25 protein-coding genes and 1 tRNA gene are annotated in these 26,512 nt (G+C 42.6%); 15 read left to right on the plus strand and 11 right to left on the minus strand.

What is annotated here, in order from left to right; all coding sequences use genetic code 11:
* The first annotated feature begins 178 nt into the window (after nt 1-178).
* The 6 genes from Q8J82_RS12875 (at nt 179) to Q8J82_RS12900 (ending at nt 9,461) form a co-directional block, all read left to right on the plus strand.
* Complete coding sequence (locus Q8J82_RS12875) at nt 179-1,018, plus strand: TnsA endonuclease N-terminal domain-containing protein (protein ID WP_305326298.1); 840 nt, start codon at nt 179-181, stop codon at nt 1,016-1,018.
* Nucleotides 1,015-3,189 carry a Mu transposase C-terminal domain-containing protein gene (locus tag Q8J82_RS12880; protein ID WP_305326299.1) on the plus strand — a complete coding sequence of 725 codons (2,175 nt, stop codon included), beginning with the start codon at nt 1,015-1,017 and terminating at the stop codon, nt 3,187-3,189. Before Q8J82_RS12875 ends, Q8J82_RS12880 begins: the two co-directional genes overlap by 4 nt.
* On the plus strand, nt 3,170-4,801 hold the full coding sequence (locus Q8J82_RS12885) for an ATP-binding protein (RefSeq protein WP_305326300.1): 1,632 nt from the start codon (nt 3,170-3,172) through the stop codon (nt 4,799-4,801). The genes Q8J82_RS12880 and Q8J82_RS12885 overlap by 20 nt, the downstream gene beginning before the upstream one ends.
* Nucleotides 4,802-4,810: 9 nt before the next feature.
* Nucleotides 4,811-6,571 carry a TnsD family Tn7-like transposition protein gene (locus Q8J82_RS12890; protein ID WP_305326301.1) on the plus strand — a complete coding sequence of 587 codons (1,761 nt, stop codon included), beginning with the start codon at nt 4,811-4,813 and terminating at the stop codon, nt 6,569-6,571.
* Entirely contained in the window at nt 6,568-8,208 is a 1,641-nt protein-coding gene (locus Q8J82_RS12895; RefSeq protein ID WP_305328442.1) for a hypothetical protein, read from the plus strand. The genes Q8J82_RS12890 and Q8J82_RS12895 overlap by 4 nt, the downstream gene beginning before the upstream one ends.
* 461 nt (nt 8,209-8,669) lie before the next feature.
* Nucleotides 8,670-9,461, plus strand: a complete 792-nt coding sequence (locus Q8J82_RS12900) for a thioredoxin family protein (RefSeq protein WP_305326939.1) — start codon at nt 8,670-8,672, stop codon at nt 9,459-9,461.
* 43 nt (nt 9,462-9,504) lie between these two features.
* Here Q8J82_RS12900 and Q8J82_RS12905 read toward each other — a convergent pair whose 3' ends face one another.
* From Q8J82_RS12905 to Q8J82_RS12920, 4 genes are all read right to left on the minus strand, one after another.
* Nucleotides 9,505-10,296 carry a DNA-binding domain-containing protein gene (locus Q8J82_RS12905; RefSeq protein ID WP_305328443.1) on the minus strand — a complete coding sequence of 264 codons (792 nt, stop codon included), beginning with the start codon at nt 10,294-10,296 and terminating at the stop codon, nt 9,505-9,507.
* Complete coding sequence (locus Q8J82_RS12910) at nt 10,289-11,155, minus strand: DUF692 domain-containing protein (protein ID WP_305328444.1); 867 nt, start codon at nt 11,153-11,155, stop codon at nt 10,289-10,291. The genes Q8J82_RS12905 and Q8J82_RS12910 overlap by 8 nt, the downstream gene beginning before the upstream one ends.
* A 65-nt stretch (nt 11,156-11,220) precedes the next feature.
* Complete coding sequence (locus Q8J82_RS12915) at nt 11,221-11,487, minus strand: hypothetical protein (RefSeq protein ID WP_305326942.1); 267 nt, start codon at nt 11,485-11,487, stop codon at nt 11,221-11,223.
* Nucleotides 11,488-11,559: 72 nt separating this feature from the next.
* Nucleotides 11,560-11,826, minus strand: a complete 267-nt coding sequence (locus tag Q8J82_RS12920) for a hypothetical protein (RefSeq protein ID WP_305326943.1) — start codon at nt 11,824-11,826, stop codon at nt 11,560-11,562.
* Between the two features lie 268 nt (nt 11,827-12,094).
* Here Q8J82_RS12920 and Q8J82_RS12925 point away from each other — a divergent pair, with 268 nt between their 5' ends.
* The 5 genes from Q8J82_RS12925 (at nt 12,095) to Q8J82_RS12945 (ending at nt 14,511) form a co-directional block, all read left to right on the plus strand.
* Entirely contained in the window at nt 12,095-12,478 is a 384-nt protein-coding gene (locus Q8J82_RS12925) for a thioredoxin family protein (RefSeq protein ID WP_305328445.1), read from the plus strand.
* A 22-nt stretch (nt 12,479-12,500) separates the two neighbouring features.
* Nucleotides 12,501-13,229 (plus strand): cytochrome c biogenesis CcdA family protein, encoded by a 729-nt coding sequence (locus tag Q8J82_RS12930; RefSeq protein ID WP_305326945.1) that lies wholly within the window; start codon nt 12,501-12,503, stop codon nt 13,227-13,229.
* 82 nt (nt 13,230-13,311) lie between these two features.
* Nucleotides 13,312-13,623 (plus strand): hypothetical protein, encoded by a 312-nt coding sequence (locus tag Q8J82_RS12935; protein WP_305328446.1) that lies wholly within the window; start codon nt 13,312-13,314, stop codon nt 13,621-13,623.
* A 78-nt stretch (nt 13,624-13,701) separates the two neighbouring features.
* On the plus strand, nt 13,702-13,884 hold the full coding sequence (locus tag Q8J82_RS12940) for a hypothetical protein (protein ID WP_305326947.1): 183 nt from the start codon (nt 13,702-13,704) through the stop codon (nt 13,882-13,884).
* 180 nt (nt 13,885-14,064) lie between these two features.
* Nucleotides 14,065-14,511, plus strand: coding sequence for an HD-GYP domain-containing protein (locus Q8J82_RS12945; RefSeq protein WP_305328447.1), 447 nt, complete (start codon nt 14,065-14,067; stop codon nt 14,509-14,511).
* Nucleotides 14,512-14,603: 92 nt separating this feature from the next.
* On the opposite strand, the gene Q8J82_RS12950 is transcribed toward Q8J82_RS12945, so the two are convergent.
* Both Q8J82_RS12950 and Q8J82_RS12955 read right to left on the minus strand, forming a co-directional pair.
* Nucleotides 14,604-15,578, minus strand: coding sequence for a sulfite exporter TauE/SafE family protein (locus Q8J82_RS12950; protein WP_305328448.1), 975 nt, complete (start codon nt 15,576-15,578; stop codon nt 14,604-14,606).
* A gap of 150 nt (nt 15,579-15,728) precedes the next feature.
* Nucleotides 15,729-16,274, minus strand: a complete 546-nt coding sequence (locus Q8J82_RS12955) for a YaeQ family protein (RefSeq protein WP_305328449.1) — start codon at nt 16,272-16,274, stop codon at nt 15,729-15,731.
* A 160-nt stretch (nt 16,275-16,434) separates the two neighbouring features.
* Here Q8J82_RS12955 and ettA point away from each other — a divergent pair, with 160 nt between their 5' ends.
* Nucleotides 16,435-18,099, plus strand: coding sequence for an energy-dependent translational throttle protein EttA (gene ettA, locus Q8J82_RS12960; RefSeq protein ID WP_304890656.1), 1,665 nt, complete (start codon nt 16,435-16,437; stop codon nt 18,097-18,099).
* Nucleotides 18,100-18,304: 205 nt separating this feature from the next.
* On the opposite strand, the gene Q8J82_RS12965 is transcribed toward ettA, so the two are convergent.
* The 4 genes from Q8J82_RS12965 to argS form a co-directional block, all read right to left on the minus strand.
* Nucleotides 18,305-19,096 carry an SDR family oxidoreductase gene (locus Q8J82_RS12965; RefSeq protein WP_304907981.1) on the minus strand — a complete coding sequence of 264 codons (792 nt, stop codon included), beginning with the start codon at nt 19,094-19,096 and terminating at the stop codon, nt 18,305-18,307.
* Between the two features lie 188 nt (nt 19,097-19,284).
* Complete coding sequence (locus Q8J82_RS12970; protein ID WP_304890658.1) at nt 19,285-19,935, minus strand: thiol:disulfide interchange protein DsbA/DsbL; 651 nt, start codon at nt 19,933-19,935, stop codon at nt 19,285-19,287.
* A gap of 131 nt (nt 19,936-20,066) precedes the next feature.
* Nucleotides 20,067-20,693, minus strand: a complete 627-nt coding sequence (locus Q8J82_RS12975; protein WP_304890659.1) for an SPOR domain-containing protein — start codon at nt 20,691-20,693, stop codon at nt 20,067-20,069.
* A gap of 120 nt (nt 20,694-20,813) precedes the next feature.
* A complete protein-coding gene (gene argS, locus Q8J82_RS12980) occupies nt 20,814-22,487 on the minus strand; it encodes an arginine--tRNA ligase (RefSeq protein WP_305252291.1) in 1,674 nt (557 codons plus the stop codon).
* A gap of 136 nt (nt 22,488-22,623) precedes the next feature.
* On the opposite strand from argS, the gene Q8J82_RS12985 reads away from it, so the two are divergent.
* Both Q8J82_RS12985 and Q8J82_RS12990 read left to right on the plus strand, forming a co-directional pair.
* Nucleotides 22,624-24,822: a primosomal protein N' gene (locus Q8J82_RS12985; protein WP_304890661.1), complete on the plus strand. Its 2,199-nt coding sequence runs from the start codon at nt 22,624-22,626 to the stop codon at nt 24,820-24,822.
* A gap of 72 nt (nt 24,823-24,894) precedes the next feature.
* Nucleotides 24,895-24,968: transfer RNA gene (locus tag Q8J82_RS12990), tRNA-Gly, on the plus strand.
* A gap of 28 nt (nt 24,969-24,996) precedes the next feature.
* On the opposite strand, the gene Q8J82_RS12995 is transcribed toward Q8J82_RS12990, so the two are convergent.
* Nucleotides 24,997-25,389 (minus strand): hypothetical protein, encoded by a 393-nt coding sequence (locus Q8J82_RS12995; protein ID WP_305326962.1) that lies wholly within the window; start codon nt 25,387-25,389, stop codon nt 24,997-24,999.
* A gap of 254 nt (nt 25,390-25,643) precedes the next feature.
* On the opposite strand from Q8J82_RS12995, the gene thiD reads away from it, so the two are divergent.
* Nucleotides 25,644-26,504: a bifunctional hydroxymethylpyrimidine kinase/phosphomethylpyrimidine kinase gene (gene thiD, locus Q8J82_RS13000; RefSeq protein ID WP_305326963.1), complete on the plus strand. Its 861-nt coding sequence runs from the start codon at nt 25,644-25,646 to the stop codon at nt 26,502-26,504.
* Nucleotides 26,505-26,512: the final 8 nt, after the last annotated feature.

The following is a 26,512-nucleotide window of genomic DNA, read 5'->3' on the forward strand; positions in this document are numbered from 1 at the left end:
TTGAGCTGAGGTGTTTTCTTGTTTGTTCAAACATTCAAATCTTACAGAAGAAATCGCGAGCGTCATTTAGAGTTATGAATGTAGTTTGCTAATGAGTATTGATAGATCTGAGACTTTCAATCAGATGAATATTTAACACTCATTTATCTACGCGATTAAAGCGAACTGAAAACAACTTATGGCAAAACGTAGATATGGCTTTGATGAAGCCAAAATAACACGATTTTTGAAAGAAGGTCGTGGTGAGGGACATGGCAGTGACTACCAGCCTTGGCTCACCATTCAAGATGTGTCATCCCACGGTCGCTCAACACGTATTCACTGCCGCAAAACTCAGCGTGAACACCATCTGTTATCTGATAATGAAACAGCCGTGTTTTTATTGTTAGATTGGTCTGATGCTGTAACTGACATTCGTGAACAATTTCCGCTTGATCGAGAGTTGACCAGACGTATTGCTACAGAGATGGGCGTTACTCACCCAGTTGATCCACATAGTCGCACCGAAATTGTCATGACGACAGACTTTCTTGTTGATGTGCGAGGTGGAATAAGCACTGTTTTGATGGCGCGTTCGGTAAAACCAATTACAGAGCTAGACAATGAGCGCACGCTAGAAAAGCAGGAAATCGAGCGCCGATATTGGGAGATCAAAGGTGTTGAATGGGGTCTAATCACTGATTTTGACTTACCAGAGCAGCGAATCAAAAATCTTCGCTGGTTACATGAAATGCAGTCGTTGGAATATCTGGAGGAGCCATATTCTGGATACTGGAAGGATCGCTGCAACCGATTTCTCATATGCTTGCAACAAGCAACCAGTATGACAATAAAACAGTTTAATCAACACTTAGAAAGCGCACAGGGCTTTGCCAAAGGTGAACCGTTAATGATTATTAGACATTTGGCAGCAAATAAAAAAATCAGTATCAATCTAGATGCAAAGTTTGATATGAGTAATTTAATAAGTGTATTAGGTAGTTCAGAAATCTCTAATCTCATGAGTAAAACAGCATGATGCTAATGCTTAATGATCTTCTAGAATACCTGGCGCCTACAACACGTACGATTCGATTGCTATGGGTACACCCTACACAGTCTGTTGCATTCGTGATAGATGTGAATACCACTGACGCTATGCCGGAGCTTGTTCAGTTAAATGAACTCCTGGGCGATCTACAAACTGGAAATGCAAGACTGCTGACAATTGATCCTTACCTATCAATTATGGAAGAAGCTTCTATACCTGAATCACACAAACAACGGCGTGATTACGCGTGGAAAATTATTACTGATTTAGTGGATGATCAACCAAGTATTTATTATCCAACATATCGAGCTAAGCGTATCGCGGATTGTGTAGAAGCTGGCTTGGCAACAAAACCTACAATTTATCTTTATTTACGTCGCTACTGGCAGCGTGGGCAGACGCCTAATTCGTTATTGCCAGATTTTGGGAATTCAGGAGCTAAAGGCAAAATCCGAGAGGCCAATGCCGTTATCAAGCGCGGTCGACCACGAAAATTTGGTGACTTTTCTGGGTTGAATATTACGGAAGAAATACGCCAAGTATTTCGAGTGGCAGTAGCACGATTTTATATCTCAGATAAAAAATTCACACTACGTGGTGCATATGACCAGATGATTAAGGATTTCTTTTGCGAGCGGACTATTGATGTTGAGACGGGACGGGTAATACATCTCCCCAATTCAGAAATTGCGGTGCAGGGGTTTCCGTCATACGGGCAATTTTACTATTGGTTAGAGCAGGATCATGATCGTCTGGAAATTAAGCGTGAGCGGTTACGACCGCGTATATACGATAAAGACTTGCGTGGACTGCTCGGCACTTCAACTGCAGAGGCATGGGGACCATGTGCACGATTTCAGCTTGATGCGACGATTGCTGATGTATATCTGGTTTCACGGATTGATCAAAATAAAATCATAGGCCGCCCAGTGTTGTACATTGTAATTGATGTATTCAGTCGCATGATTGTTGGTATCTATGTTGGTCTTGAAGGGCCATCCTGGGTTGGCGCTATGATGGCTTTAGCAAATACCGCCGCTGATAAGCAGTTATTTTGCAAAGAGCAAGGAATAGAGATTTCTGCTGATGTATGGCCTTGCCGTCACCTTCCTGCCATTTTGCTTGGTGATCGGGGTGAAATTGAAGGGTCTATGATCGAGGCCCTATTAAACAATTTTAACGTGACTGTTGAAAATGCTGCTGCATATCGTGCCGATTGGAAGGGTATTGTGGAGCAACGTTTTCGTCTCTTGCCAGCAAAATTTAAGCCACATGTGCCAGGCTATATTGATACGGATTACCGCGCACGTGGAGGTAAGGATTATCGATTAGATGCAGTTCTGGATCTCGATCAGTTCACACGCATTATTATTGAATGTGTTTTGTACTATAACAACCACCACGAAATTGATCGTTACGATAAGGATGCTGATCTTACTGCAGACAATGTGTCTGCTGTGCCTATTGATCTTTGGGAATGGGGTATTGCCAATCGAAGTGGTAGTTTGCGGCAATATCCAGAGACACTGGTACGCTTTAGTTTGTTGCCAGTGCAAGAGGCGACGGTGACATTAAATGGTATTAGGTTTAAAGGAATTTATTACACTTGTCAGAAAGCCATTGAAGAGCGATGGTTTGACCGTGCTCGCCAACGAGGTACTTGGAAGGTTAAGATTTCCTACGATCCACGCAATATGGATGAGATATATCTGCATGATGCGCTGGTAAGTATGCAATTTCAGATTTGCCAAATGACTGAACGTAGTCGTGCTCATGAACAGATGTCTCTTTGGGAAATCGAGCAGCAGCAGGCATCTGAGAAAAATGTTTCCGCAAACCGCCAGCCTCGGCAGCAACTGGCTTCAGCAGACCTTGCTGCTAGTATTGAAGGTATTGTCTCAGATGCGGTTAAACGAAAAAGCACTTCCAGCGTTGAGAGTGCTGCTAGTCGCACCAAAAATATCCGCAAGCATCGCGCAGATGAAAAGCAGTCTAATCGTCAATCTGAAACTTTTCGTTTTAATTCAGACAAGCCAGCATCAGGCAAAAGCGCAGACATTTTGACATTCCCCAGTGCTACTAGTGACGATTATAGTGAGCCAGATATTCTTGAAATTCTGGGTAGTTTAGGAGATGACGATGCAAAGCCCAAAAAATGAATCTTCGTCAGACACCTTACCTGAGTATCAAGACAATATTTTCATCTCACATTTACCGCCATTACTCTCTCAACGTGAGTTACTTAACGCTTTAGCATCACGCCCTGAATTTCATGAGCGGGAACGTAAGTTTCCAGCCCAATTGCGTAAGCATTGCATTATGCGTTTGGGTCGTTACTTTGAGCCGTTAGAACGTCAACTTCAGTTGGCTGAGCGTTTTGGGATGTTATTGCGACAGGGTTATGTAGGTCGTAATCCACAGACAAATGATTATATACGCCATTTACAAAGCGGTGCCGAAAGAATAGAAGCAAAATCTCTACATGCTCCAACGCGTCATCCAGTGGTAAATACTGCAACTAGCTTTGCTCTTATCGGCTGTTCTGGGATAGGAAAATCCAAGTCAATGGAGAAAGTATTGCACCAATATCCGCAGTGTATCCAGCACTCCGAACCTTTTAGTCTGATGCAAATTGTCTGGTTAAAACTTGATTGCCCTCATCAAGGCTCACCTAAACAACTTTGTATCAATTTTTTCTCGGCGGTAGACCGATTGGTAGGTACTAATTATTTTAACTGGTATGGCAGTCGTCGAGCCAGTGTAGATGAAATGATGGTGCATATGGCACATGTGGCAAATCTACATGCGCTAGGTGTGCTGGTTATTGATGAGATTCAGCATCTGAACAAAACTAAGATTGGTCCAGATGCTTTGTTGAATTTTTTGGTGACATTGGTTAATACAATCGGCGTGCCTGTGATTCTGATAGGTACATTGAGTGCAGTTCCATTATTGCAGGATAACTTTCGTCAAGCACGTCGTGCAAGTGGATTAGGCTCATTGATTTGGGATCGTATGCCTAAAGGTAAGCTGTGGGATTATTTTATAGATCAGCTTTGGCAACATCAATGGACTCGTGATGTGACTCCAATAAGCCCCGAGATTCGAGAAGTGCTGTATGACGAAAGCCAAGGTATTTTAGACATCGTGGTGAAATTGTTTATGTTGGCACAATTACGGGTAGTAGGTATCGGGAGTGTGCGTGGCACAGCGGAGTTTCTAACGCCGCAGCTTTTGCGTAAGGTTGCCCGAGAGGACTTTAGAATTGTGCGTCCAATGTTGGATGCGTTACGAGCAAATGATACTAAGGCATTGCGGAAGTATGACGATCTGCAGCCGTTACAGCTACATATAGAACAGATGATAGCATCTGCTGTAGAGATGCGCGATTCTGATATTGTTCAACGGACACAAACAAAGGGTGAAACCCTAGTATCCACGTCTAGTGTTGATGAGTTAGCTCAAATTCGTACAGCTTTGCAAATGCTAGGTATTGCTGAAGACATGACGCAAATACTTATTGAAGAAGCGTGTGCACAGAATCTGTCAGCAGACCCTTTGCTGTTGATGGCAATCATTTCGGAAAGGTTGTCTGCTCGCGCGACTAAACCTATCAAGCAAAAACCCTCCAAGCAGAAAAAATCTGAACTTCGTCCTGATAATGATTTGCGGAGAATTGTTGCACTGGGCAAGCAGGGTGGGCAATCTGGGTACCAAGCGCTTCTTAATGCCGGTTTTGTAAAACCGCCTCTATTGGATATTGCGGCTTGAGAATTCAGGATGTTGTCATACTTTCCCACCATTTATCCCGAAGAGTTGTTGTACAGCGTGTTGGCGCGTTATCATCGTCACGTTGGCTCACCTGGGCCGGTGCATACGCTGCAAGTACTATTCGATAATCGGAAAGTAATTGCGACTTATGATTTGCCAGGGCATCTTCAATTATTGGCTCAACGTATTCCGCATGATCGCGAATTGAACTGTGACAGGATTATCAATACGCTGACGCTATATCCGTACTTCACTGCATTTGAGCCCCCATATTTGCAATCCAAAGTCAGACAGGCGATGAAGCAAGGCAAAATTGAAAATTTGCATGTGAAACTAGGTCTTGCTGCATTTCGTGTTGGGAGAATTACACAATTACGATTTTGCCATGAATGTACGCATGAAATGCAGGTTCGATATGGCGAGTTATACTGGCGCCGAGATCACCAATTACCTAGTGTAATGGTCTGTCCAGAACATGGCTGCCTATTGCTAGAAAGTGAAGTGTCTTTTACTCAGCATAGCCGACATGAGTTTATCGCTGCAACTTCAAGAAATTGCCCATACCAGGCGAGAACAATTGTTTCAGAACCAAACTTGGATAGTTCCGTGATGTTAAATTTACATCGATTGGCACGTCTAAGCGCCGACTTGCTAAACCATCCACCTGCTTCACGAACCTATGCAGGTTGGACATATTTTTATCGTAGCCGCATGCTCGAAGTAGGCTTGGCTCGGGCATCGAATACAATGAATCAGCAACTATTCCATGAAAAATTTAGGAACTTTTATGGAGGGACGTTGGATGCATTGCCGAATGTACTAGAAAATGGTGAAATAGGAGGTGAATGGCTGGCGACTATGGTTCGCAAGCATCGTAAGGCAAGTCATCCGTTATTCCATTTATTGGTACAAGATTTTATTGCACAGACTGCGGTAAATGTCGATCCATTTGGAAAAGGTCCTTGGCCTTGTTTGAATCCGCTTGCGCAACATCAATCATCACTATCAATCAAGGATATTAGTTTACACCGTAATCATGGCAAATCTGTAGGGGTGTTTTCTTGTTCTTGTGGTTATGTTTACACTCGTAATTTTGATGTAACAACTGGCAAAATGGGGCCAACCCGATTTTTTCATTATGGCCCTCTACTAGAGCCAGCTTTGCGTAGATATGTTGATGCGGGGATGAGCTTACGAAGTGTTGGACGTGCATTACAGATTGATCCTAAAACGGTACTACGTCTCGCACGGGAATTAGATGTTGTCGTCCCGTGGAAACTTATGCAGTCTGCGCAGAAGCGGATTAATTCAGAAATTGTGCCGCGTAATAAGCTAGCAGATAAGCCATTACCATCATCACAAATAATGTCTGTTTGTAAAAAAACTAAAAATGGATATACGCGCCATAACTGGGTAAATATTGATCAGCGTTTGGTTATGAAGCTTCGTAGATTGGTTAATATTATTCTTGTAGAGAATCCTCCCGTGCGTGTCTCAATCGCCGAACTGGAACGCCGTGTTGGTAAACGTAACTGGTTTGCCAAGCGTCAGCATCGCTTGCCGATGACGATGGCATTTCTAAAAGATACTGTAGAAAGTACAGATGAATTCCAGGTACGCCGCATTTATTGGGCTATCTTCGAATTGGAGCGTGATGGTAGCGTTAAAGCTTGGCAAGTGATGCGTAAGGCAGGATTAAGTTCAGGTAATCTAGAGCGAATTAGTGCGATACTTGAATTACCACCTAATACTTTAGGTATTGCTGCATGAGTAAGCTACAGATTCAGCAATTTTCTGAATTTGCTGGGGAGCATATTGAGTTATATTGGTTTGTTGGATTTGAGCAAAATGTAAAAGAGTCTTGGTTTGTACGTGCAGTCGTACGCGGCATGGAATCAGGTAAGTTCCACATGATGCAATTGCCAATAGGTATGTTGCCAATGCTTTCTCTAGGGCATGTTTTTTCTGAAGGTGAATTGCTTTCGTTGCCAGCTAGGGGGATGATTGAAACCTTGACGATAGCTGACGTTTCTCAATTTGAGGAAGTCTCTTCAGCAGATATTCCGCAGAAACTCTATTCGTTCGAAGGTCGCGAGGCAGGCATTCAGCGACTGTTTCGTTATAAGACCTCTCAAGGTGAAGTGTTAATTCCTGCCATAGAATTGATTCGTTATCTGTTTTTGCATAACCGAGTGCTTGCCAATGCGTTGATGCGACCAGGAGCTATTAACCTTCTGTTTCATCCTGAAGTGCCTGGTCATCGTCCGAATCTAGTTTTGCGTTTTACCGCAGAGTTACCTAAACACTGCTTATCTCATAAGTTTGCGCAAGAGTTTGCTTGGATCGCACTTGATCCACAGGCGAGGCGTGCCTGGGATAGTGTCTATTTACTAAGCCATAGGCAGCAGTATGTGAGTTTTGCTCCTCCAGCCTTGAAAAACTCTGTATGGACGTTTAGAGGTGTGCAGCATGGGAACACTTGGCTAGTTCTTGAACTACTGCACCTAACTGGAAAGCAGCAGCCTTGCGACAAATTGTCTTATGGACACCCAACGTTAAAGCAAGTTATTCGGACTTTAGCAGAGAAGCCAACAATCGTAGGCGCTCCCGGGGGAGATGAAGATACAAGCGCTCCCCAAGAACAAATTGTCTATGACTATCAACTAGATGACGGGCAGTTAGGCAGTAAGTCCGACATTGGGCAAAAAGCGATTAATTTCTATTCTAAACAGTCGGATTTTGATCGTGATATTAACATTGAAAAGCTGTTGATTGATGTAGAAGTGCCCGCGGGTAAGGGGTCAAAAGCAGCAGATGTAGGTCCTGCCAAAATTGAGAAGCGACAAATTATCAAGGTTAGCGCAGGAGAGCAAGTTAGCAATGCCAGCCTTCCATCACTGGAGTTTAAGTTGTTAACGCCAGCGAAGTGGGAGTCGATGGGTGACCAGCAAGCGTTGGCTAATACTGTGCGACACATGTCAGAAATGTTACCAGAAGCACATTTTGCTATGTCCTTGTGTCAAATCAAGGGTGGCAGAGTGTTTTCTTTAGTAAATCGCACCCAGCGAACTGCATTAGTCGTTACCATTACTTTGCCAGCCTTACCGCCAATAGTGTTACTTGATGTGGATCGTACTGGTGAGGTAGCCTTATCCTTGATAGTGTTGCGTTACAAAAGCTGCCTGTCATTCAAGGCGCTAGAGGAGTCGGTAAAGCTAATGCTAGATGGACTGGTTGACGCTAGCGGGCACTGGGATAATGAAGTTGAGCATTTACTGGACAAAATTTGTTCTTGTGAGCGTTTGCCGAGAGTGCTTACTCCAAGGGATAAAGCAGATAGCCAAGGGCAAGTAACTGTATGGTCAATGAAACTTCTGGATAGGTTGGGGTTAAGAAAAGAGGTTTAATCATTTAGTTCGCGGCCTTGAGGCTCAAGCAGATCAATCTGTAATATTAGGAAAGGACTTTATTTTATGCGTTTCGGAATAGTTTGTAATTGATGAGCTTGTCTAGGAAAGAACTATATATTTTTGGCGTTTAAGTGTGACTATGGAAAATCAATGACTTAGCTGCATTTTAGGAAAGAACTTTATTTTATGAGAACAAATTGTTTGCAAATAATAAAGTTGTACCCTAAATAATAAAGTTGTATCGTAGATTATTACGATGTTATGTGTTCGAATATTAGCTAGTAAGATAGGTTGCTTGCTTTTTAGACGAATAATGACCTTCTCTATCGAGCGGGCTGTTTACATTTAAATGGTGATGAATATTTAACCAAAACTACTATATAGCGATTGTGTTTAACTCTCATGTAAGTCTTTAACAATTTCTACGACTAAACTTCATTCATAATGGAGATCAAGTCATGACGCAAAAATATAGAAAATTATCTAAAGCAATATTCAATTTAATTGCACCTGTAATATTATCTATCACGCCAGTAACGATTTTTGCAGCGGAATGTTTTGCAAAAAGTGATTCAACGACTGTACCGTTACTTGAACTTTATACATCCGAAGGATGTAGCAGCTGTCCACCAGCCGACAAATGGCTAAGTGGCTTGAAACCAGATGCCCATAAAGTGATTCCGCTGGCTTTTCATGTGGATTATTGGAACTATATCGGCTGGCAAGATAAATTCTCCAAAGCTGAATATTCAGACCGCCAACGCAAAACTGCCGCATTTGCAGGCGCTGGTTATGTGTATACGCCGCAATTTGTATTAAGCGGACGTGATTTTAAAGGAGCAGATGTGTCGCGATTAAATCAGGCAATTTCGGCGAATCAGAAATTAGCTTCTCGCGCTAATTTAAGCCTAAATGCTATTACACAGGCCAATGGGGAAATTACACTAAAAGCGACGGCACAGGCCGTCAATCCTGATGACGTCAAAAATGCCGATATTTTTGTAGCAATTTATGAGAATAAATTGGTTAGCAAAGTAAATGCTGGCGAGAATAACGGCCGTGAACTGAGGCATGATTATGTTGTGCGTGATTTTTTTGGCGCTTTTCAGCTAAACACCAAAAACGAATTTGTAAAAAATATTACCTTAAAGGCTGAGTGGAAATTGCGTAATGCAGGCGCGGTAATTTTTGTACAAGATTCTCGAAATGGCGAAATTTTACAAAGTTTGCAATTACCGTTTTGTAGTTAATTTTATAGGTAACGCACTTTTGTCGGTTCTTCATAAAAATGCGTTACTTTTTAAATTGAATTAAGGCCACATTAGAAATTAACCCCATTTCTAACCAGCTAGCAAGGTATTGAGCTGCTGTTATTGTGGCTTCGTCCAAATTAAGAATATCTTCTAGGTAGGCACAAATTTCACCAAAAGTGGCACCCATCATGCCCAAATTAAGCGCAACAGCTTCAATCTCACTCATAGAGCGAAATTGCGAATTTAAGTTTTTGCGCCAAATCAACCATGATTGATAGGTGCTCTCTTGGATTAATGCAGGTGGCATTTCTTCCGCTTCTAGTGCTTTCCACATAGGGATAATATTCCAACGTGTGCGAATAACTTGTATAGACGGTTGAAATTTAAAGCTTAGATTACTCCAACTTTCTGGGGGATATTTACCAAGATTCTGCAACGTTAATTCATCTACATCTTCGGCATCAAACGCTAGCGACAAAGCCCATTCAAAATCTGCCATTTCGGCTGCCACAAGGTGTTGTGGTAGTGTGTAGAGTAGGTGCTCCCGCATGCTTCCACCATACCAGCGCAAATTGCGATAAGTCGATGGATATTTATCTAAATATTCTCGAGCAGTTTTATCAAACAGGTCATCTCCTAAAAGCATTTTAAGTTTAGGATACACTGTAGCTAATGCCTCTATGATGCGCAGGCGGTATGCATCATAGTAGATACTAAGGCGTTTCTTGGCGCCTACCTTGTCATCGTCAACAATTTGATGAGTGAAAGCAATATTCTTATTGTTTATTAAAAAAGCCTGAAAATCAGACTGGATCTGCACTAAGTCACTCATGCTTTATTCCATTGAGAATTTTTTGAGGATAACGCGCTGCAATATCTCGTGCTCTTTGTAGCTCCTGTACCAGATCAGCTATCTCTGGGATGTTGTCATCGCGCTCTATCATAGTAGAAACCTTACCAAAACGTGATGTTGCATATTCGTATAAATCCCATACTGGGTCGATTACTGGTGCATCGTGTGTATCGATAATATAATCGCCATGATTATGATGACCAGCAAGATGTATTTGTTGCACGCGATTAGCCGGTACGCCACTAATAAAGGCTTTAGCATCAAATTCGTGGTTGTAGCTGCTCACGTAAATATTGTTTACATCAAGCAACAGCAAGCAATCAGCTTTTTCGCAAATCAGCGAAATAAATTCCCATTCACTCATGGTAGAGTCTACATAACTCGCATAGCTAGAAACATTTTCTAGCAAAATTCTGCGTCCAAGATAATCTTGCACAATGTTTACTCGTTCAGCGACATGTTTGGCTGTTTCTTCAGTGTAAGGCAATGGCAATAAATCGTGCATGTTTTGCCCATGCACGCCCGTCCAGCATAGGTGGTCAGAAATCCATTCAGGTTGTATGCGATCTGCTAGCTGACGTAGGTCACGTAGGTAATTTTGATCAAAAGGCGTGGTAGAGCCGATAGAAAGCGAGACGCCATGCATGACGACAGGGTAATCTGCACGAATACGGTCTAAAAAATGCAAGGGCTTGCCGCCAGGTACCATGTAGTTTTCAGAAAGCACTTCAAACCAATCCACGTTGGGTTTAGTATCAAGAACGCTATGGTAATGCTGAGTGCGCAAACCTAAGCCAAATCCTAGATAAGGACGATTTGTATTTGGGGGATTTTGCATATATTAGAGGTGTAATTGACTAAATGAGGATCACGTCTTAGACCTGATCCTCATTTACCTAAAAATTACTTTTCTACAGTACCACCTTTTGCATCACAATCTTTCGCAGTCGTCGCCAAGAAACCATGACCTTTACATACATTTTGGCCTTTACAAGCATTCTCAGCGGTTTTACAGTCGCTCGTTCCTTTGCATGAATTTACACCTACACAATGCACTTTAGCTTCTGTCGCCATTTCAGCGCTGATTGCAAAACCAGATTGAATCAATGCCGCAGCCCCAAATGCAATCATTGCACCTGTACGCATTTTATTTTGAATATTACCTATCATAATAGTGATCCTTTAAGTTGAAGCTATCTTTAATGTGAAAAGGGTATGACGTACATACCGTTTGTTTGATTATTAAATAATGGTGCCATGTTTGGCAGTACAATCAGCAGCGCTCATCCCCAAGAAGCCGTGACCTTTACAGACATTTTGACCTTTACATGCATTCTCAGCAGTTTTACAGTCACTCGTCCCTTTGCACGAATTTACGCCAGCACAATGCACCATTTCACCACTTGAAGCGCTTTTTGACATAGTGCCAGCACAACCAGACAACACAAGTGCTGCAGCACCAATTGCAATCATTGCACCATTACGAACCATTGATGTTTGAATAGACATGATATTTCCTTCCGAATTTATTATAAAAATCTACCCGCTATAGTCAAAGATCACATATAGCTAAGGCAGAGCATCTAAATACTTAAGTGAACACAAAATACGTTCATCATGTGCTACACACAAGTTAGTCGGAATCATTTTCACACCCTTACAAATTTTTTTTTATTTCTTTAGAACTATTGATTCACCATAAAAATAAATCTACAAAATTTGTAAGGAATCATTTTCTTTTGCGACAAATGTTCTCATTTAACACTCAGAGGTCATTATGAAAACATTATTTAAATCATTACTGTTAGCAACTAGCATTCTTGTTTCTGGTACCGCATTTGCTGATCCTACCGCGTTCACTCAAGCTGGGTTCGATAGTTTGCAGAAAGCAGGTAAATCAATTCTGGTTGAAGTGCATGCGCCGTGGTGTCCAACTTGTCGCGCCCAAGCACCCATCGTTAATAACTTACTCAAGAAAAAAGAGTTTCAGTCAATTACTGTTTTACGTGTAGATTTTGACGGACAGAAAGATGTTTTAAAAACCTTTAATGTCAGTAAACAAAGCACCTTGATTGCATTTAAAGGATCTAAAGAAGTGGCGCGTAGTACTGGTGACACATCACCTAAAAGCATAGAAAAATTATTAAAAAAGGCCATTTAAGCAATTCAACGGAGTATTTAATATGATTGCAAGTTTTGGTGTCTATGGGTTAAGTCTTCTGGCGGGCGTGCTCTCTATTTTATCTCCTTGCGTATTGCCGCTTGTGCCTATTTTAGTGGGTACTGCGCTTAATACGCATCGTTATGGTCCTTATGCATTAGCACTTGGATTAGCCATTTCATTTACCGCTGTTGGGGTGTTTATAGCAACGATAGGTGCATCGATTGGAATAGATCAAGAGGTATTCAGAGTCATCGCCGCTGTGCTGTTAATCACGTTTGGCATCGTATTACTTTCTAGTACCTTGCAAGAAAAGTTCGCCAGTGCAACTGCCGGTATAGGCGGCTCAGGTAATACTCTATTAAGTAAAGTGTCGACTGACTCGTTATCCGGTCAGTTTGTATTGGGCTTATTACTGGGAATCGTGTGGAGCCCATGTGTTGGGCCAGTGCTAGGCGCAACCATTACACTGGCAAGTCAAGGTGCAAATTTGGCACATGTTACTTTAGTGATGGCGTTGTTTGGATTAGGCGCAGGGCTACCACTGATTTTATTAGGCTTGCTTTCACGTCAAGCCATGATGCGAGTTAGAAGTAAACTTTTTACCGTAGGTAAAATAGGCAAACGTATCCTTGGTGCAATTCTATTACTTGTTGGTCTACTTATCATTACTGGATTAGATAAACAATTTGAAACCTTAATTGTGGCAGCATCGCCGGATTGGCTTATTTCACTCACTACGCGCTATTAAACTAAGCAGATAGGTAGCTTGATTTGCACAAGAGTATAGAAGAACCGGCAACTCTTTGAATCGAAAATAATTAGGTTAATTCATGACTACATTCCCTTGGTTTAAATCTATACGCATACAAATCGGTTTTGCTGTCCTTATTTTTTTGGTATTGGCAGGCACTTTAGGTTATACATTACATGCGCTTAAATTGCGTCAGCATGATTATTTGATTCTCAACTTGACGGGTCAGCTGCACGTCATAAGTCAAACCATGGCAGAACAAGCACGTGACTATGCGGAGCAAGCTCCGGACGATGATGATAAATACAACCGTGACCTAGGAACCTACTGGCAAGACCTGCAAAAACAAACTGCGCTCTACGAGCGCATTGTACATTCGCTTGAGTCATGACAGATTGACGCAGGCATGACTGGCCATCCTGAGCACAATGCTATTTATTGTACGTGGGATGACAGGTCTCGCTTACAAATGAGTAAGACCGCAGCAGAATGGAAAATCTTCAAGAAGGGGCTTGGTGAAAAACTTGGAAAAAATCTAAAAGAGCCTCGCCTAACATGGGCTGCTGAGTATATCGATGAACATGGCGACAAGCTGGTACGGTCATCAGGCAATTTAGCAATTGCATTTCAGTCCAACTCCTTTGAGTATTAAGGAAAGCGAAAATTTAATGCCCATCAGGGAGGTTGGGCTGCGCTGTTGAATGAACAATTGGCGCTTACCTTATCAACAAAGCGTATTACTCAGGATAGTTTGGAAGAGGTTCTAGTTAGTAATGGATTCAGTGCTTCAGTATATTTACCGTTACTAAGTCAAGGCGGGAACCGTGCCATCATGACTTTTGCGAGTAAAAACCAGAATTATCAACAGGAGCATGTCGAGTTTCTTAAGAACATTGTAGCTACAATCTCGCACATTCTGGAAAGAACCGTAGTCATGGAGAATCTGGTTGCTTCTGCGGTGCAAGGGTTGGCTAAACTTGCCGAGAGTAGAGATACTGAAACTGGTGACCATCTTGTGCGCATGGCACTCTATTCCGCACTGGTTGCTGAGGAGTTGAGGCATGATCCTCAGTACACAGCCAAAATCACACCAGCGTATGTACGTGATGTTTACCATTTTGCTCCCATGCACGACATCGGCAAAGTTGGCATTCCAGACGACATCCTCTTGAAACCAGGTCGGTTGGACGTTGACGAACGCAAGCAAATGGAACTTCATCCAAGTATCGGCGGAGAAGTACTACGCCGTTGTGAAGCGCAAATGGCGGCGTTGGGGTGACACTCTGCGCGAAGCAGTAGTAAGCTTAAACCATAAGTATTTAGAGGTATTCAGATAATAAAACAGGGTAAACAAGGATTAAGTCAGGTTTTTTAAAATGCTTTATATAAATTAAAAATACTAATCAGGCTAATTAAACTTCCAACTAAAATCAGCAATGTTTTGGTCTTGAGGTGTTTGGTTATGTAGGCGGCAAATGGCGCGGCAAATAAACCACCGACTACCAAGCCTGCTACGATAATCCAAACGCTATGGTCAAGTATAGAAAACAATGCAGCGGCCACTGTCACCGTTAGAAAAAATTCGGCAAAATTGACTGAGCCTATAGTGGTTCTTGGGTCGTGACCTGAGCCTACCAGAGACGTTGTTACAATCGGCCCCCAGCCACCACCTCCAGTGGTGTCCATAAAGCTGCCAAACAGTGCTAAAGGTGCGACTTTGGCGGTGCTGATTTCATGGCGAGCCCGAATATGGCGAAAAGCTTTACTCAGTACATATAAACCCATCAGTAACAAGTAAGCGCTGATGTAAGGTTTAAGCACTTTACCATCAATATTTCCTAAAATGTAGGTGCCTATCAGTGCGCCAATGATGCCAGGTATCAACAGGCTAAAGAATAGTTTTTTATTCACATTACCCATTTTAAGATGAGCAACGCCAGATACCCCAGTGGTAAATACTTCAGCTAAGTGCGTTGCCCCACTTGCCATGGCTGGTGAGGCGCCTACTGCTAACAAAAAACTACTTGAAGTGACGCCATAGGCCATGCCAAGTGCACCATCAATCACTTGGGCAATTAGCCCAACCGCAACTGCACTCCAAAACATTGGATCATGTAATGCGTTAGTAATAATTTCACTGCCACTAAGGCCGTTGTTACCAAAAAATATTTTATAGGTGAAATAGAAAATAAGCGCTGTTAATACGGCAACAACTATATAGCTGGCTATTCGAAGTAGCGGATGATCTGATGCGTGAGTTACGTCATACTCAGCGGGCGGGAGACCTAATTCAACATGTGGCTGACTAATAATCTTATCATCTAAATCTAAACGGCGAATTTTCAAATTAAGTACTCCACGAAGCATGCATGTAGCTGGATGCTAACAATAAAAGGCTTATTCTATGGGATATTATTTAAATGATTAAATACTGAATAAGCATTATGTTATAACATAATGCTATATAAAGACGGGGCGTGTGGTAAGCGTTTAACGTCAGTAGCTGCTAGGTTCTTTTAGAATAACCGGCATAATTTCAAAACTTCCGCCATCGTGCCCCACCATAATTTGCCCATCCTGAATAGTGCAACTGATATTCAAACCGCGCTGTGAAATACTCGTTAATTCTTTTGTGTCAGGTAAATTGATCACCGTTAGATTATTTATTTTTAGTAGCGCTTTGCTATTTTGCGTCCACCACATATCGGCAATTCTTCCGCCGTAGAGCACCACTATCACTTGTTTGGCACGGCCCGCTGCCTTACGGACATCGCGTTCTGTGGGTAAGCCTACATCCATCCAAAGTTCGATGGCACCAGTCAGGTCCTTTTGCCATAAGTCTGGTTCTTCATCGTCACTCAGGCCTTTGCCAAATATCAGCGCATCGTTGGCATACATTGCAAAGCCAATTAGCCGCACCATTACGCGCTCATCTGTTTCTGAGGGGTGTTTCGCTAATGTTAAATTATGAGCTTGGTAATAATTTCGATCCATATCTGAAACTTGCAGATCGATTTTATATATTGTTGATTTAATGGCCATGTCTATTTTGCTTTTTATTAAGTGAATGCATTATACCTAGATTGCTATAGCCTTATTTGCTGCACTATTCTTTATGAGCAAGTGTATGCAAAGAAGTGTTAGCGAGCAAGCCATCCTGCTTTCTGTTAAGCTTTCATTTTTTAACATGTAAGTAAATATCATGGCCCAATATGTAATGTCTATGCTCCGCGTGAGCAAAACGGTTCCCCCTAAAAAACAGATTATTAAAGATATTTCGCTGTCTTTCTTTCCAGGCGCCAAAATTGGTCTGTTAGGGCTGAATGGCTCGGGTAAATCGACTGTGTTGCGCATTATGGCTGGTGTAGATAAAGAGTTTGAGGGCGAGGTGCAGTGGCAGCCAAATTTGACTATAGGTTACTTGCCACAAGAGCCACAACTAGACCCGGAAAAAACGGTGCGTGAAGAAGTTGAGTCTGGTATGGGAGAGGTAATGCAAGCCCAAGCTAATCTAGAAGCCGTCTATGCTGCTTATGCTGAGCCAGATGCAGATTTTGATAAACTGGCAGAGCTACAAGCCAAGTACGAAAATATTATTGCCGCCAGCGGCGCAGATTTAACCACACAATTAGAAATTGCCGCGGATGCGCTGCGTTTACCAGCATGGGATGCGAAAATCGGCCCGCTATCAGGCGGTGAAAAACGCCGTGTGGCATTGTGCAAACTATTGCTATCTAAGCCTGATATGTTGTTGTTGGACGAGCCAACCAACCATTTGGATGCAGAATCAGTAGAATGGTTAGAACAGTTTCTTGTGCGTTTTCCCGGTACCGTGGTGGCAGTCACACACGATAGATACTTCCTCGATAATGCAGCGGAGTGGATTTTAGAGCTAGACCGCGGACATGGTATTCCGTGGAAAGGCAACTACTCAAGCTGGCTAGATCAAAAACAAGCGCGCTTAGCGTTAGAGGAATCACAAGAGTCTTCACGCCGTAAAGCATTGAACACCGAATTGGAATGGGTGCGCCAAAACCCCAAAGCCCGCCAAGCGAAAAGTAAATCTCGTATTGCCCGCTATGAAGAGCTTGCCAGTGCTGAATACCAGAAACGTAACGAAACACAGGAAATTTTCATTCCTGCAGGCGAGAGGTTGGGCGACCAAGTCATTGAGTTCAACGGAGTGACTAAAGCGTTTAAAGACCGTTTGTTAATTGATAATTTGAGCTTTAGTGTACCTGCTGGCGCCATTGTCGGTATTATCGGCCCGAATGGCGCGGGTAAATCTACCCTGTTCAAAATGATTACAGGAAAGGAGCAACCCGATAGCGGTGAGGTAAAAATCGGCCAAACGGTGAAGCTTGCTTATGTTGACCAAAGCCGTGATGAATTAAGTAGCGATAAAACTGTGTTTGAGGAGATATCTGGCGGCTCTGATATTTTGACTGTCGGGCGTTATGAAACGCCATCACGCGCCTACATTGGCCGTTTTAATTTTAAAGGCGGTGACCAGCAAAAAATCGTAGGCCAACTTTCTGGCGGTGAGCGCGGACGTTTACATCTAGCTAAAACACTGATTTCTGGCGGCAATGTGCTGTTGCTTGATGAGCCTTCAAATGACCTAGATGTAGAAACGTTACGTGCACTAGAAGATGCGCTGCTAGAGTTCGCAGGTTGTGTATTGGTAATTTCACATGACAGATGGTTCCTGGACCGTATTGCCACACATATACTAGCAGCTGAAGGTGATTCACAATGGACCTTTTTTAACGGAAACTATCAGGAATATGAGGCTGATAAGCGTAAACGCTTGGGTGAGGAAGGCGCGAAGCCGAAGCGTATCCGCTATAAACCAATTACACGTTAGATTCAAGAATACATCGACCTATTACGAACGCCTTCCGTACCAGCAATTGGTATGCCCCCGAAACTACACCACAGAGACCGCAAGCGCCTTCCCCGCCACTCTTGGTGCTAAAGCACATAAGGTTGGCGTGATGGCAATTTCGGCGACAAAGGCGCGAAGCCGAAACGTATTCGTCACAAACCCATCACACGTTAAGGTTTTTTACTTATAACCAATCCCAATCCAAGCGCTTCTTATGAGGCGCTTTTTTCATGGCAAAATCCCATAATATTGGCGGTATAAAACGCATGAATCTAGCCAGCCAACCCATTTGCCATGGAATCACTACAAAACGGCGTTTGCGTTCGATAGTGTTTATAAATTTAGTCGCAGCAATATCGGCATCCATTAAAAATGGCATTTTGTAGTCATTAACAGCTGTCATGGCGGAACGAATATAGCCTGGCGCGATAGTGGTTACAGTAATATTGCTGGCGGCCATTTCTACCCGTAAACTTTCTAAATAAGTTATTGCCGCAGCTTTGCTTGCGCTATAAGCACCCGCACCGGGTAAGCCGCGTATTCCGGCAACACTTGCAATACCGACTAACCGTCCCTGCCCCGCCTGCTTCATGGCCGCAATGAATGGCTGAAAAGTATGCACCAAGCCCATGACGTTAATGTCCATCACGGCTTGAAATGCAGCAATATCTTCTTTGTGGTCTGTTAGAGTGCCACGGCTAACGCCTGCACAGGCTATCACTACATCTGGTGTGCCATGTAACAGCATAAAATCACTTGCAGCTAATGCGAGTGCAGCGTCGTCACGCACGTCTAACGGATAAATCTCACATTTTACTTGATGTGATTTTTCTAGTTTGAGTTTTAGGTTTTGTAAGTGCTCACTACGTCTGGCTATTAGGCCTATGATTGTATTCTTGTTATTGTGGCGTTTTGCATATTCTATAGCGAGTGCTTCGCCAATGCCGCTGGATGCGCCAGTGATAAAAACTTTCATATGTGAACCTTTATGAACCTTAAAAAATGAGCAAAGAAAAATGAAAATATTAAGCACATAAAAAAACCCGTTTTCACCAACAGGCAGAAACGGGTTTATTTTAAGCAGTCAGAAATTACAGTTGCACTGCAAAAGTTACCAATTAAAAATCCATTTGTAAAAAGATTTAAACCAGTTTTTATCTTCAGTTACTTTTTTGCTGGTGTAACCACCTTAGCTTTGTCAGCACGAATATTTGCAACAATATAATCGACAGTTTTTAGTGCTTGCTCGTTACCACCAGCCATTGTGCTTGAAGTAATGAATTGGCCATTAATGATAAAGCTAGGTACGCCAGTCGCGCCAGAAGCACGGAAAATTTGTGCCGCTTGGTTTAGCTTATTGTTCATAGAAAACGATTTAAATGAAGCTTCTACTTTACTTTTATCTAAACCACTTTTTTTGGTGATCCAATCAATGGCAGCAGCTTCGTTAGTTGGGTTGAGTGTTTTATCTTTATTCACTGCATCAAACAAGGCTGTGTGCAGTTTGTCAGATAACTTTAAATCTTCCAATGCGTAAAAAGCTTTAGCCATTGGTGCCCATGCGGGTTGAGGCAGGCCAGGTACACGCTTAAATACGACATCAGCAGGCAGTTTTTTAACCCATACATCCACCATAGGATCTATGTGATAACAATGAATACAGCCGTACCAGAATATCTCGGTCACCTCAATTTTATTTGGCGTATCGTTTGGCATGGCCTGAGCCGTTTTATCAAAATCTTTGCCCATTTGCGGGTCTGCCGCCAACACATTGAATGAGGCTAATAAAAGTAGTGCGCTCAACAATTTTTTCATTGTTATATTCCTTTTGCTTTATCTAAATATTAAAAATATTGGTATTCACTAACAACATGTAAACTCAAACGAATGACTCCTGTTTCGGCTGACAATTCAATGCATAATAAATTAAGGCATAAATTTAAAAATTACTGATTTTCAATATTTACTTTAATTAAATCAGCATTAAAGCCGTTGCTTAGTAAATCACCTTTTGTTTTGTTAATCTGGTCTAAATCATTTAGCGGTCCGACGCGAACGCGATGCCAAATTCCTTTATCAGGAATGCTGGCAGTTTGCACTACGGCCTCAAATCCCTGTAATGCTAATTTGGCCTTTAGGTTATCAGCCTCTTCTTCAGTTTGAAATGCGCCAACTTGTAAAAAGTAACTTTTTTGAACAACTGGTTGTGGCTCGTTTTCTTTGATTTTGATTTCTTCTTCTTTCGTTACTTTGCTCTCGCTGCCTGGCAAAATAGTGTAAAAATCAAAGCGAGTTTGGTTTTCGGTATTGTCGGCACTCGCCAATGCGGACTTTTCGGCAGCAGCTTTCTCAGCCTCTGCTTTTGCGTTTTCTTTGATTTTATCGGCTAAGGGCTTGGTTGGTTCTTTGCCTGATTGTAGGCTGAACGGGCTGTTATCGCCTTTTATATACATAACTACGCTTAGTGACGCGGCAACGCCCAATAAAACTCCAATAAGTAAGCCTGTTAAAAATGGGCTCCCTTTTTTGCTGTTTCTAGGTTTTTCGGCACTTGGTTTGTAGTCTCTACTCATAATTAATTTTGGTCCTTATTAAATCTGTAAATCTAAACTTACTTTGCTGATTATGCCTAGTCGAAACTGTTTGTGCTTGTATCGGCTTACCGTCATGATAGTGTTGATTTGCAAATAAAATTACATTTTTTCCGGGGCACTTACACCAAGTAAATCTAAACCGCTTCTTAACACTCGCTGCGTTGCGCTTATTAAACTTAAGCGCGCAAGTTTAACCGCTTCATCATCAATTAAGAATTTATATTCATTGTAATAACTGTGTAAATCGCTGGCTAAATCTTTTAAGTAATTAGCAATGGTATGCGGCGCAAGTTCCGTAGCAGCATTTGCAACCGTTTCAGGATAAGTGCTTAGGCGCTGCATGAGTGCAATTTCATGTGCGTTAGTCAGCGAGCTTAAATCCACCTTATCTAACTGCGTTGTACTACCACCCCACTGCGTTAATACGCTGCAAATACGCGCATGAGCGTATTGAATGTAGTACACAGGGTTGTCATTGGTTTGCGCTCTGGCTAAATCAATATCAAATATCAATTGCGAATCAGAACGGCGCGCTGCTAAGAAATATCTGGTCGCGTCGCAGCCTACTTCTTCAATCAAATCACGCAAGGTTACATAACTGCCCGCACGTTTGGAGAGTTTTACTTCCTCTCCACCGCGCATGACGGTGACCATTTGATGCAACACGTAATCAGGCCAACCTTTTGGAATGCCGATATTTAAAGCTTGCAGACCGGCACGCACACGGGTAATTGTGCTGTGGTGGTCTGCACCCTGCTCGTTAATTACACGAACAAAACCGCGATTCCATTTATCTGTATGGTAAGCAACATCAGGTACAAAGTAGGTATAGCCGCCGTCCGTTTTGCGCATCACGCGGTCTTTGTCATCACCAAAGTCGGTAGTTTTAAGCCAAAGAGCCTCATTTTCTCCGTAAGTGTGGCCGCTTTTAATCAGAGCCTGAACCGTTTTTTCAACGGTTCCATTAGTATAAAGCGCGCTTTCTAGCGAAAATACGTCAAACTTAATTTGAAATGCTTTTAAATCTAAATCTTGTTCGTGCCGTAAATACGCCACACTAAACGTGCGAATGGATTCTAAATTGTTGATATCCCCACTCGCAGTCACTTCAATGTCATCTGCGATTACAGTGTGTTTGGTTAAATAGGCTGCCGCAATGTCATTGATGTATTCACCGCGATAACCGTTTTCAGGAAAGCTTTCGTGTTCAGTCGAGATACCTTTGCATCTCGCTAAAACTGAAATGGTGAGGTTATCAATCTGCGCGCCAGCGTCATTGTAATAAAACTCACGTGTTACATCCCAACCATTTGCGTCTAATAAACGTGCCAGGCAATCACCTACTGCAGCACCGCGGCCATGCCCCACATGTAAAGGGCCTGTTGGGTTGGCAGACACAAACTCAACTTGCACCTTTTGTGCTATGCCATTTAAGCCATGACCAATATTGTTGCGACCATAGAGCGCGCCTGCAGCTAAAATTTCTTTTACTACCGATTGTTGAGATTGCGCATTTAAAAAGAAATTGATAAAACCAGCGCCAGCAATTTCTGTTTTAGCGATATAGTCGCTTGCAGGTAATGCTTCAATAATCAGCGCAGCAATGGCCCGAGGGTTCTGTTTCAGCGGTTTAGCCAAAACCAAAGCTAAATTGGTAGCAAAATCGCCATGTTCTGCAGATTTAGGGCGTTCAAGTAAAATGCTGATTTCTGTACTGTCAGGCGCAATAGTTTTTGCGGCAGATGCCAGTAATTGGGTAAGATGTGCTTTCAAAACAAATTCGCGCTTAAGTAAATAATTTAAGAGTGATATTTTAACCTACTGTCGCCATTTTTTCTTTAAACAGTTGAAAATCAAATGGCTACATTTAACCAAGTTATTATAATAACAACTAAAGTTTAAAATAAATTTGCCTAAACTTATCCTGAAAATTGCCTTAGATGTGCCGCTGGACCGCTTATTTGATTATTTAAGTGGTGGCCAAGTTGTAAAGATTGGTCAGCGTGTACTGGTGCCGTTTGGCCGCAGAAGCCAGATTGGTATTGTGATGGATATGGCGGACACTAGCGATTTTCCTATTGAAAAGCTTAAGCCAATCACACAAGTGTTTACTGATGAATTGCCGGTAGATGCGGAAACGTTAAATTTGGTAAAGTTTAGTGCAAGTTATTACCAATATCCGCTTGGTCAGGCTTTGTTATCTGCGCTACCTGCAAGATTACGGCAAATCGCACCAGCGGTATCACGCAAGCATTATGCCTATCAGCTTACAGATTTTGGCCAGATGCAAACAGTTGAGCAAATCCCCAAGCGCCAGTTAGTTACGCGTCGCGTATTTGCCGCTTTGCGAGCAGAAAGCTTACTGACTGAGGCTGATTTAGATGCAATTTCGAGCAGTGCGCGTAAAGCAGTAAAACAGTTAGTCAGCGATGGCTGGGCAATTAGCAAGCAAGTGCAAGTTTCAATCAAGCTACCTGAAATGCCAGCTGCGGTAATGCCAGAGCTTAATGAAGAACAAGCAATGGCAGTCAAACAGATTGTGAATGATTCGCAAAGCTTCAAGGCTTGGCTATTGCATGGCATTACTGGTAGCGGAAAAACAGAAGTGTACATTCGTTTAATGCAACACGTTCTAGAGAATAAGTGTGCGCAAGTATTAGTTTTAGTGCCTGAAATCAACTTAACGCCACAGTTAGAAGCGCGCTTTAGAAGTCGTTTATCCAATTACCCGTTGGTGAGCCTTCATAGTAATCTCAGTGAGAGTGAACGCTTACGTAATTGGCAGTTGGCGCAGTCAGGTACGGCGAGAATTGTGATTGGCACGCGACTTTCTATTTTTACGCCCCTACCTAATTTAAAGCTCATTATCATTGATGAAGAGCACGATAGTTCTTATAAGCAGCAAGATAGCATGCGTTACCATGCGCGTGATGTGGCTTTGGTGCGGGCAAAGCGATTGAATATTCCTGTGGTATTGGGTTCGGCTACGCCCGCGCTTGAAAGCTGGCATAACGCAGCGGCTAACAAATATCATTTACTTAGCTTAAATCAGCGCGCGGTCACTGCTGCACAATTACCTAATATTGAATGCATCGATACCACTAAAGTTAATCTACAACATGGCTTAACACCCCAATTGATTGCTGCTTTACGTTTAAGATTAAAACGTAAAGAACAGAGTTTGTTGTTTATCAATCGCCGTGGGTATTCGCCCGTTTTGTTATGTTCAGCCTGCCATTGGATTGCACCCTGTATGCGTTGCAGCAGTCGGCTGGTGGTGCACTTAGGGCTTCGAGCCTTACGTTGCCATCATTGCGGACATGAGCAGAAAATCCCAAACCAATGCCCAAGTTGCGGCAATGCTGATTTACATCCAACTGGGCATGGTACTCAGCGGCTGGAACAAACGCTGGCGCAGTTGTTGCCAACTGCACGTATTGCCAGGGTGGATCGTGACAGTACTAGCCGCAAAGATGCTTTAGTTGAAATTTTGGATAAAGTGCATAACCAGGAAATAGATATTCTGGTTGGCACGCAAATGCTGGCAAAAGGCCATGATTTTCCAAACCTTACTTTGGTGGGTGTGATTGATACCGATAGTGCGCTACATAGTCCAGATTTTCGAGCGAGCGAGCGGCTATTTGCACAGCTTATGCAAGTAGCCGGCCGCGCTGGCCGTGCAGATAAAGCAGGTCAAGTGATTATTCAAACCCAGTTTCCTGAACACTCCTTATTTAACGCCCTGCGCAGCCAGGATTATGTGAGTTACGCAAATGCCATGCTGCAAGAACGCGAACAAGTGCAATTTCCGCCACACGTATTCATGGCGCTATTGCGCGCTGAAGCTAATGAATATCAACTAGTACAGCAATTTTTGAATCATGCGTTTACACTAGCACGTGAATTAACTAATGATGTCACGGTGTACGACCCAATCCGACCGCAAATGGAGCGACTAAAAGGTATGGAGCGCGGTCATGTACTGATGCAAAGCACAAGCAGGCAAGCTTTGCAAAACGTGCTTAAAAATTTAGTTGGTCAGTTAAGAGGTCAGCCGATTGCATCAAAAGTCAGGTGGGCGGTAGATGTAGATCCGCTGGAATTTTAGGGGCTGGTTTATTGCTGAATGTGCTCATCGAACTAACTGCGTTTATTAAAATGCAGTAAAATATAGCCTCAAGCGGGCGTCGTATAATGGTAATACCCTAGCTTCCCAAGCTAGAGCCGTGGGTTCGATTCCCATCGCCCGCTCCAAACCAGCTCTCAGCTAGATAGTTGCAAATTAAACTTTATGTGGATTCATGCTGCATTTAATGCAGTTTTTGTTATCTAGCAGGCTTAATGAATGACACGTTCCAATTAAGTTTGTGTAGTATTCGGTGTAATTTATTTTAAATTGTTCAGAATGCTCAATGAGATATTCGACAATTTTATATTGTATGCACGCCTCCGAGCCAAAGCCCTCTTTTGTAGAATATTCAATACGGTTATCAACACTGCTATTAATATCAAACACCTTAGGTGATATGTCGGGATAGCCCAGTGCCTTATAAAAACTCATAAAATTTTTAATGTGGTGCATTACTTCGCCATCTAAAACGATGCACCAGGAATAATGTTTTTCTGGATGCACTAGGTGCAAAGTAAAATGTGGAACCGAATCAGTATTTTTCATGTTTATAACAGCTTAATCTAACTCTGAAACTACATATCACTATACCCAAATAACATTGCCTATAAAGTGGTTAATTGTAAATAATGGTTAATTGATTGGGATGCAATGATATTTTGAACAGCTCGAATGTATTGGGTTAAAATCTAAACTAGATGAATGTGTTTAACACCTTACCGGTGCGATGATAAATCGAAAATAACCGATGGCTCACCTACTTCAATTTTGAAAATTAAAATTAGCGATATATAAAGATTATGGCAAATCAGGCTCCACCTTCAGTATTAACATTTGCCGGCACAGACCCCAGCGGCGGCGCGGGTTTGCAGGCTGACATTCTGACGTTTGCCAGTATTGGTTGCCATCCGCTTTCAGTGGTGACAGCGATTACAGTACAGGATACGCGCGGCGTTGATAGCGTGTTGGCGATGGATGCCGATTGGGTGAATGATCAGGCGCGCGCAATTTTAGAAGATGTTCAGGTATCGGCATTCAAACTAGGTCTGTTGGGTTCTGTAGAAAACATTGCAGTGATAGCAGAAATCATGGCGGACTATCCCGATGTGCCGTTGTTAATCGATCCGATTTTAACGTCTGGTCGCGGTGATGATTTAAGCAATGACGACATGATGGATGCTATGATTGAATTGCTGTTTCCACAAGCCACTTTGATTACACCCAATAGCTTAGAAGCACGCCGAATTGCATTTGCTGATGATGTTGATGAGGTGGCGTTGACTTCATTGGATGAAGCGGCGGCCCGTTTATTAGCTATGGGCAGTGAATACGTGCTGATTACTGGCACGCATGAACGCTCTATTGAAGTTACTAATACTTTGTATGGTGAAAATAAGTTCATTAAAGCCTATAAATGGGAGCGTTTAGCGGGCAGTTATCATGGTTCAGGCTGTACACTAACCAGTGCGATAGCAGCTTGTATGGCGCATGGTTTAAACATGGAAGAAGCTGTGATAGAAGCGCAGGAATACACCTGGCAAACGCTTAAAAATGGCTTTAGACCTGGCATGGGGCAATTTATACCTGACCGTATGTTCTGGGCGCGTGATGAAGAAGATGCCGTTGTGAATAGTGGTGACGGCAGCGTCAAAGCTCATTAATTCAGTAA

It is taken from the genome of Methylotenera sp., assembly GCF_030684185.1.
Taxonomy (GTDB): Bacteria; Pseudomonadota; Gammaproteobacteria; order Burkholderiales; family Methylophilaceae; genus Methylotenera.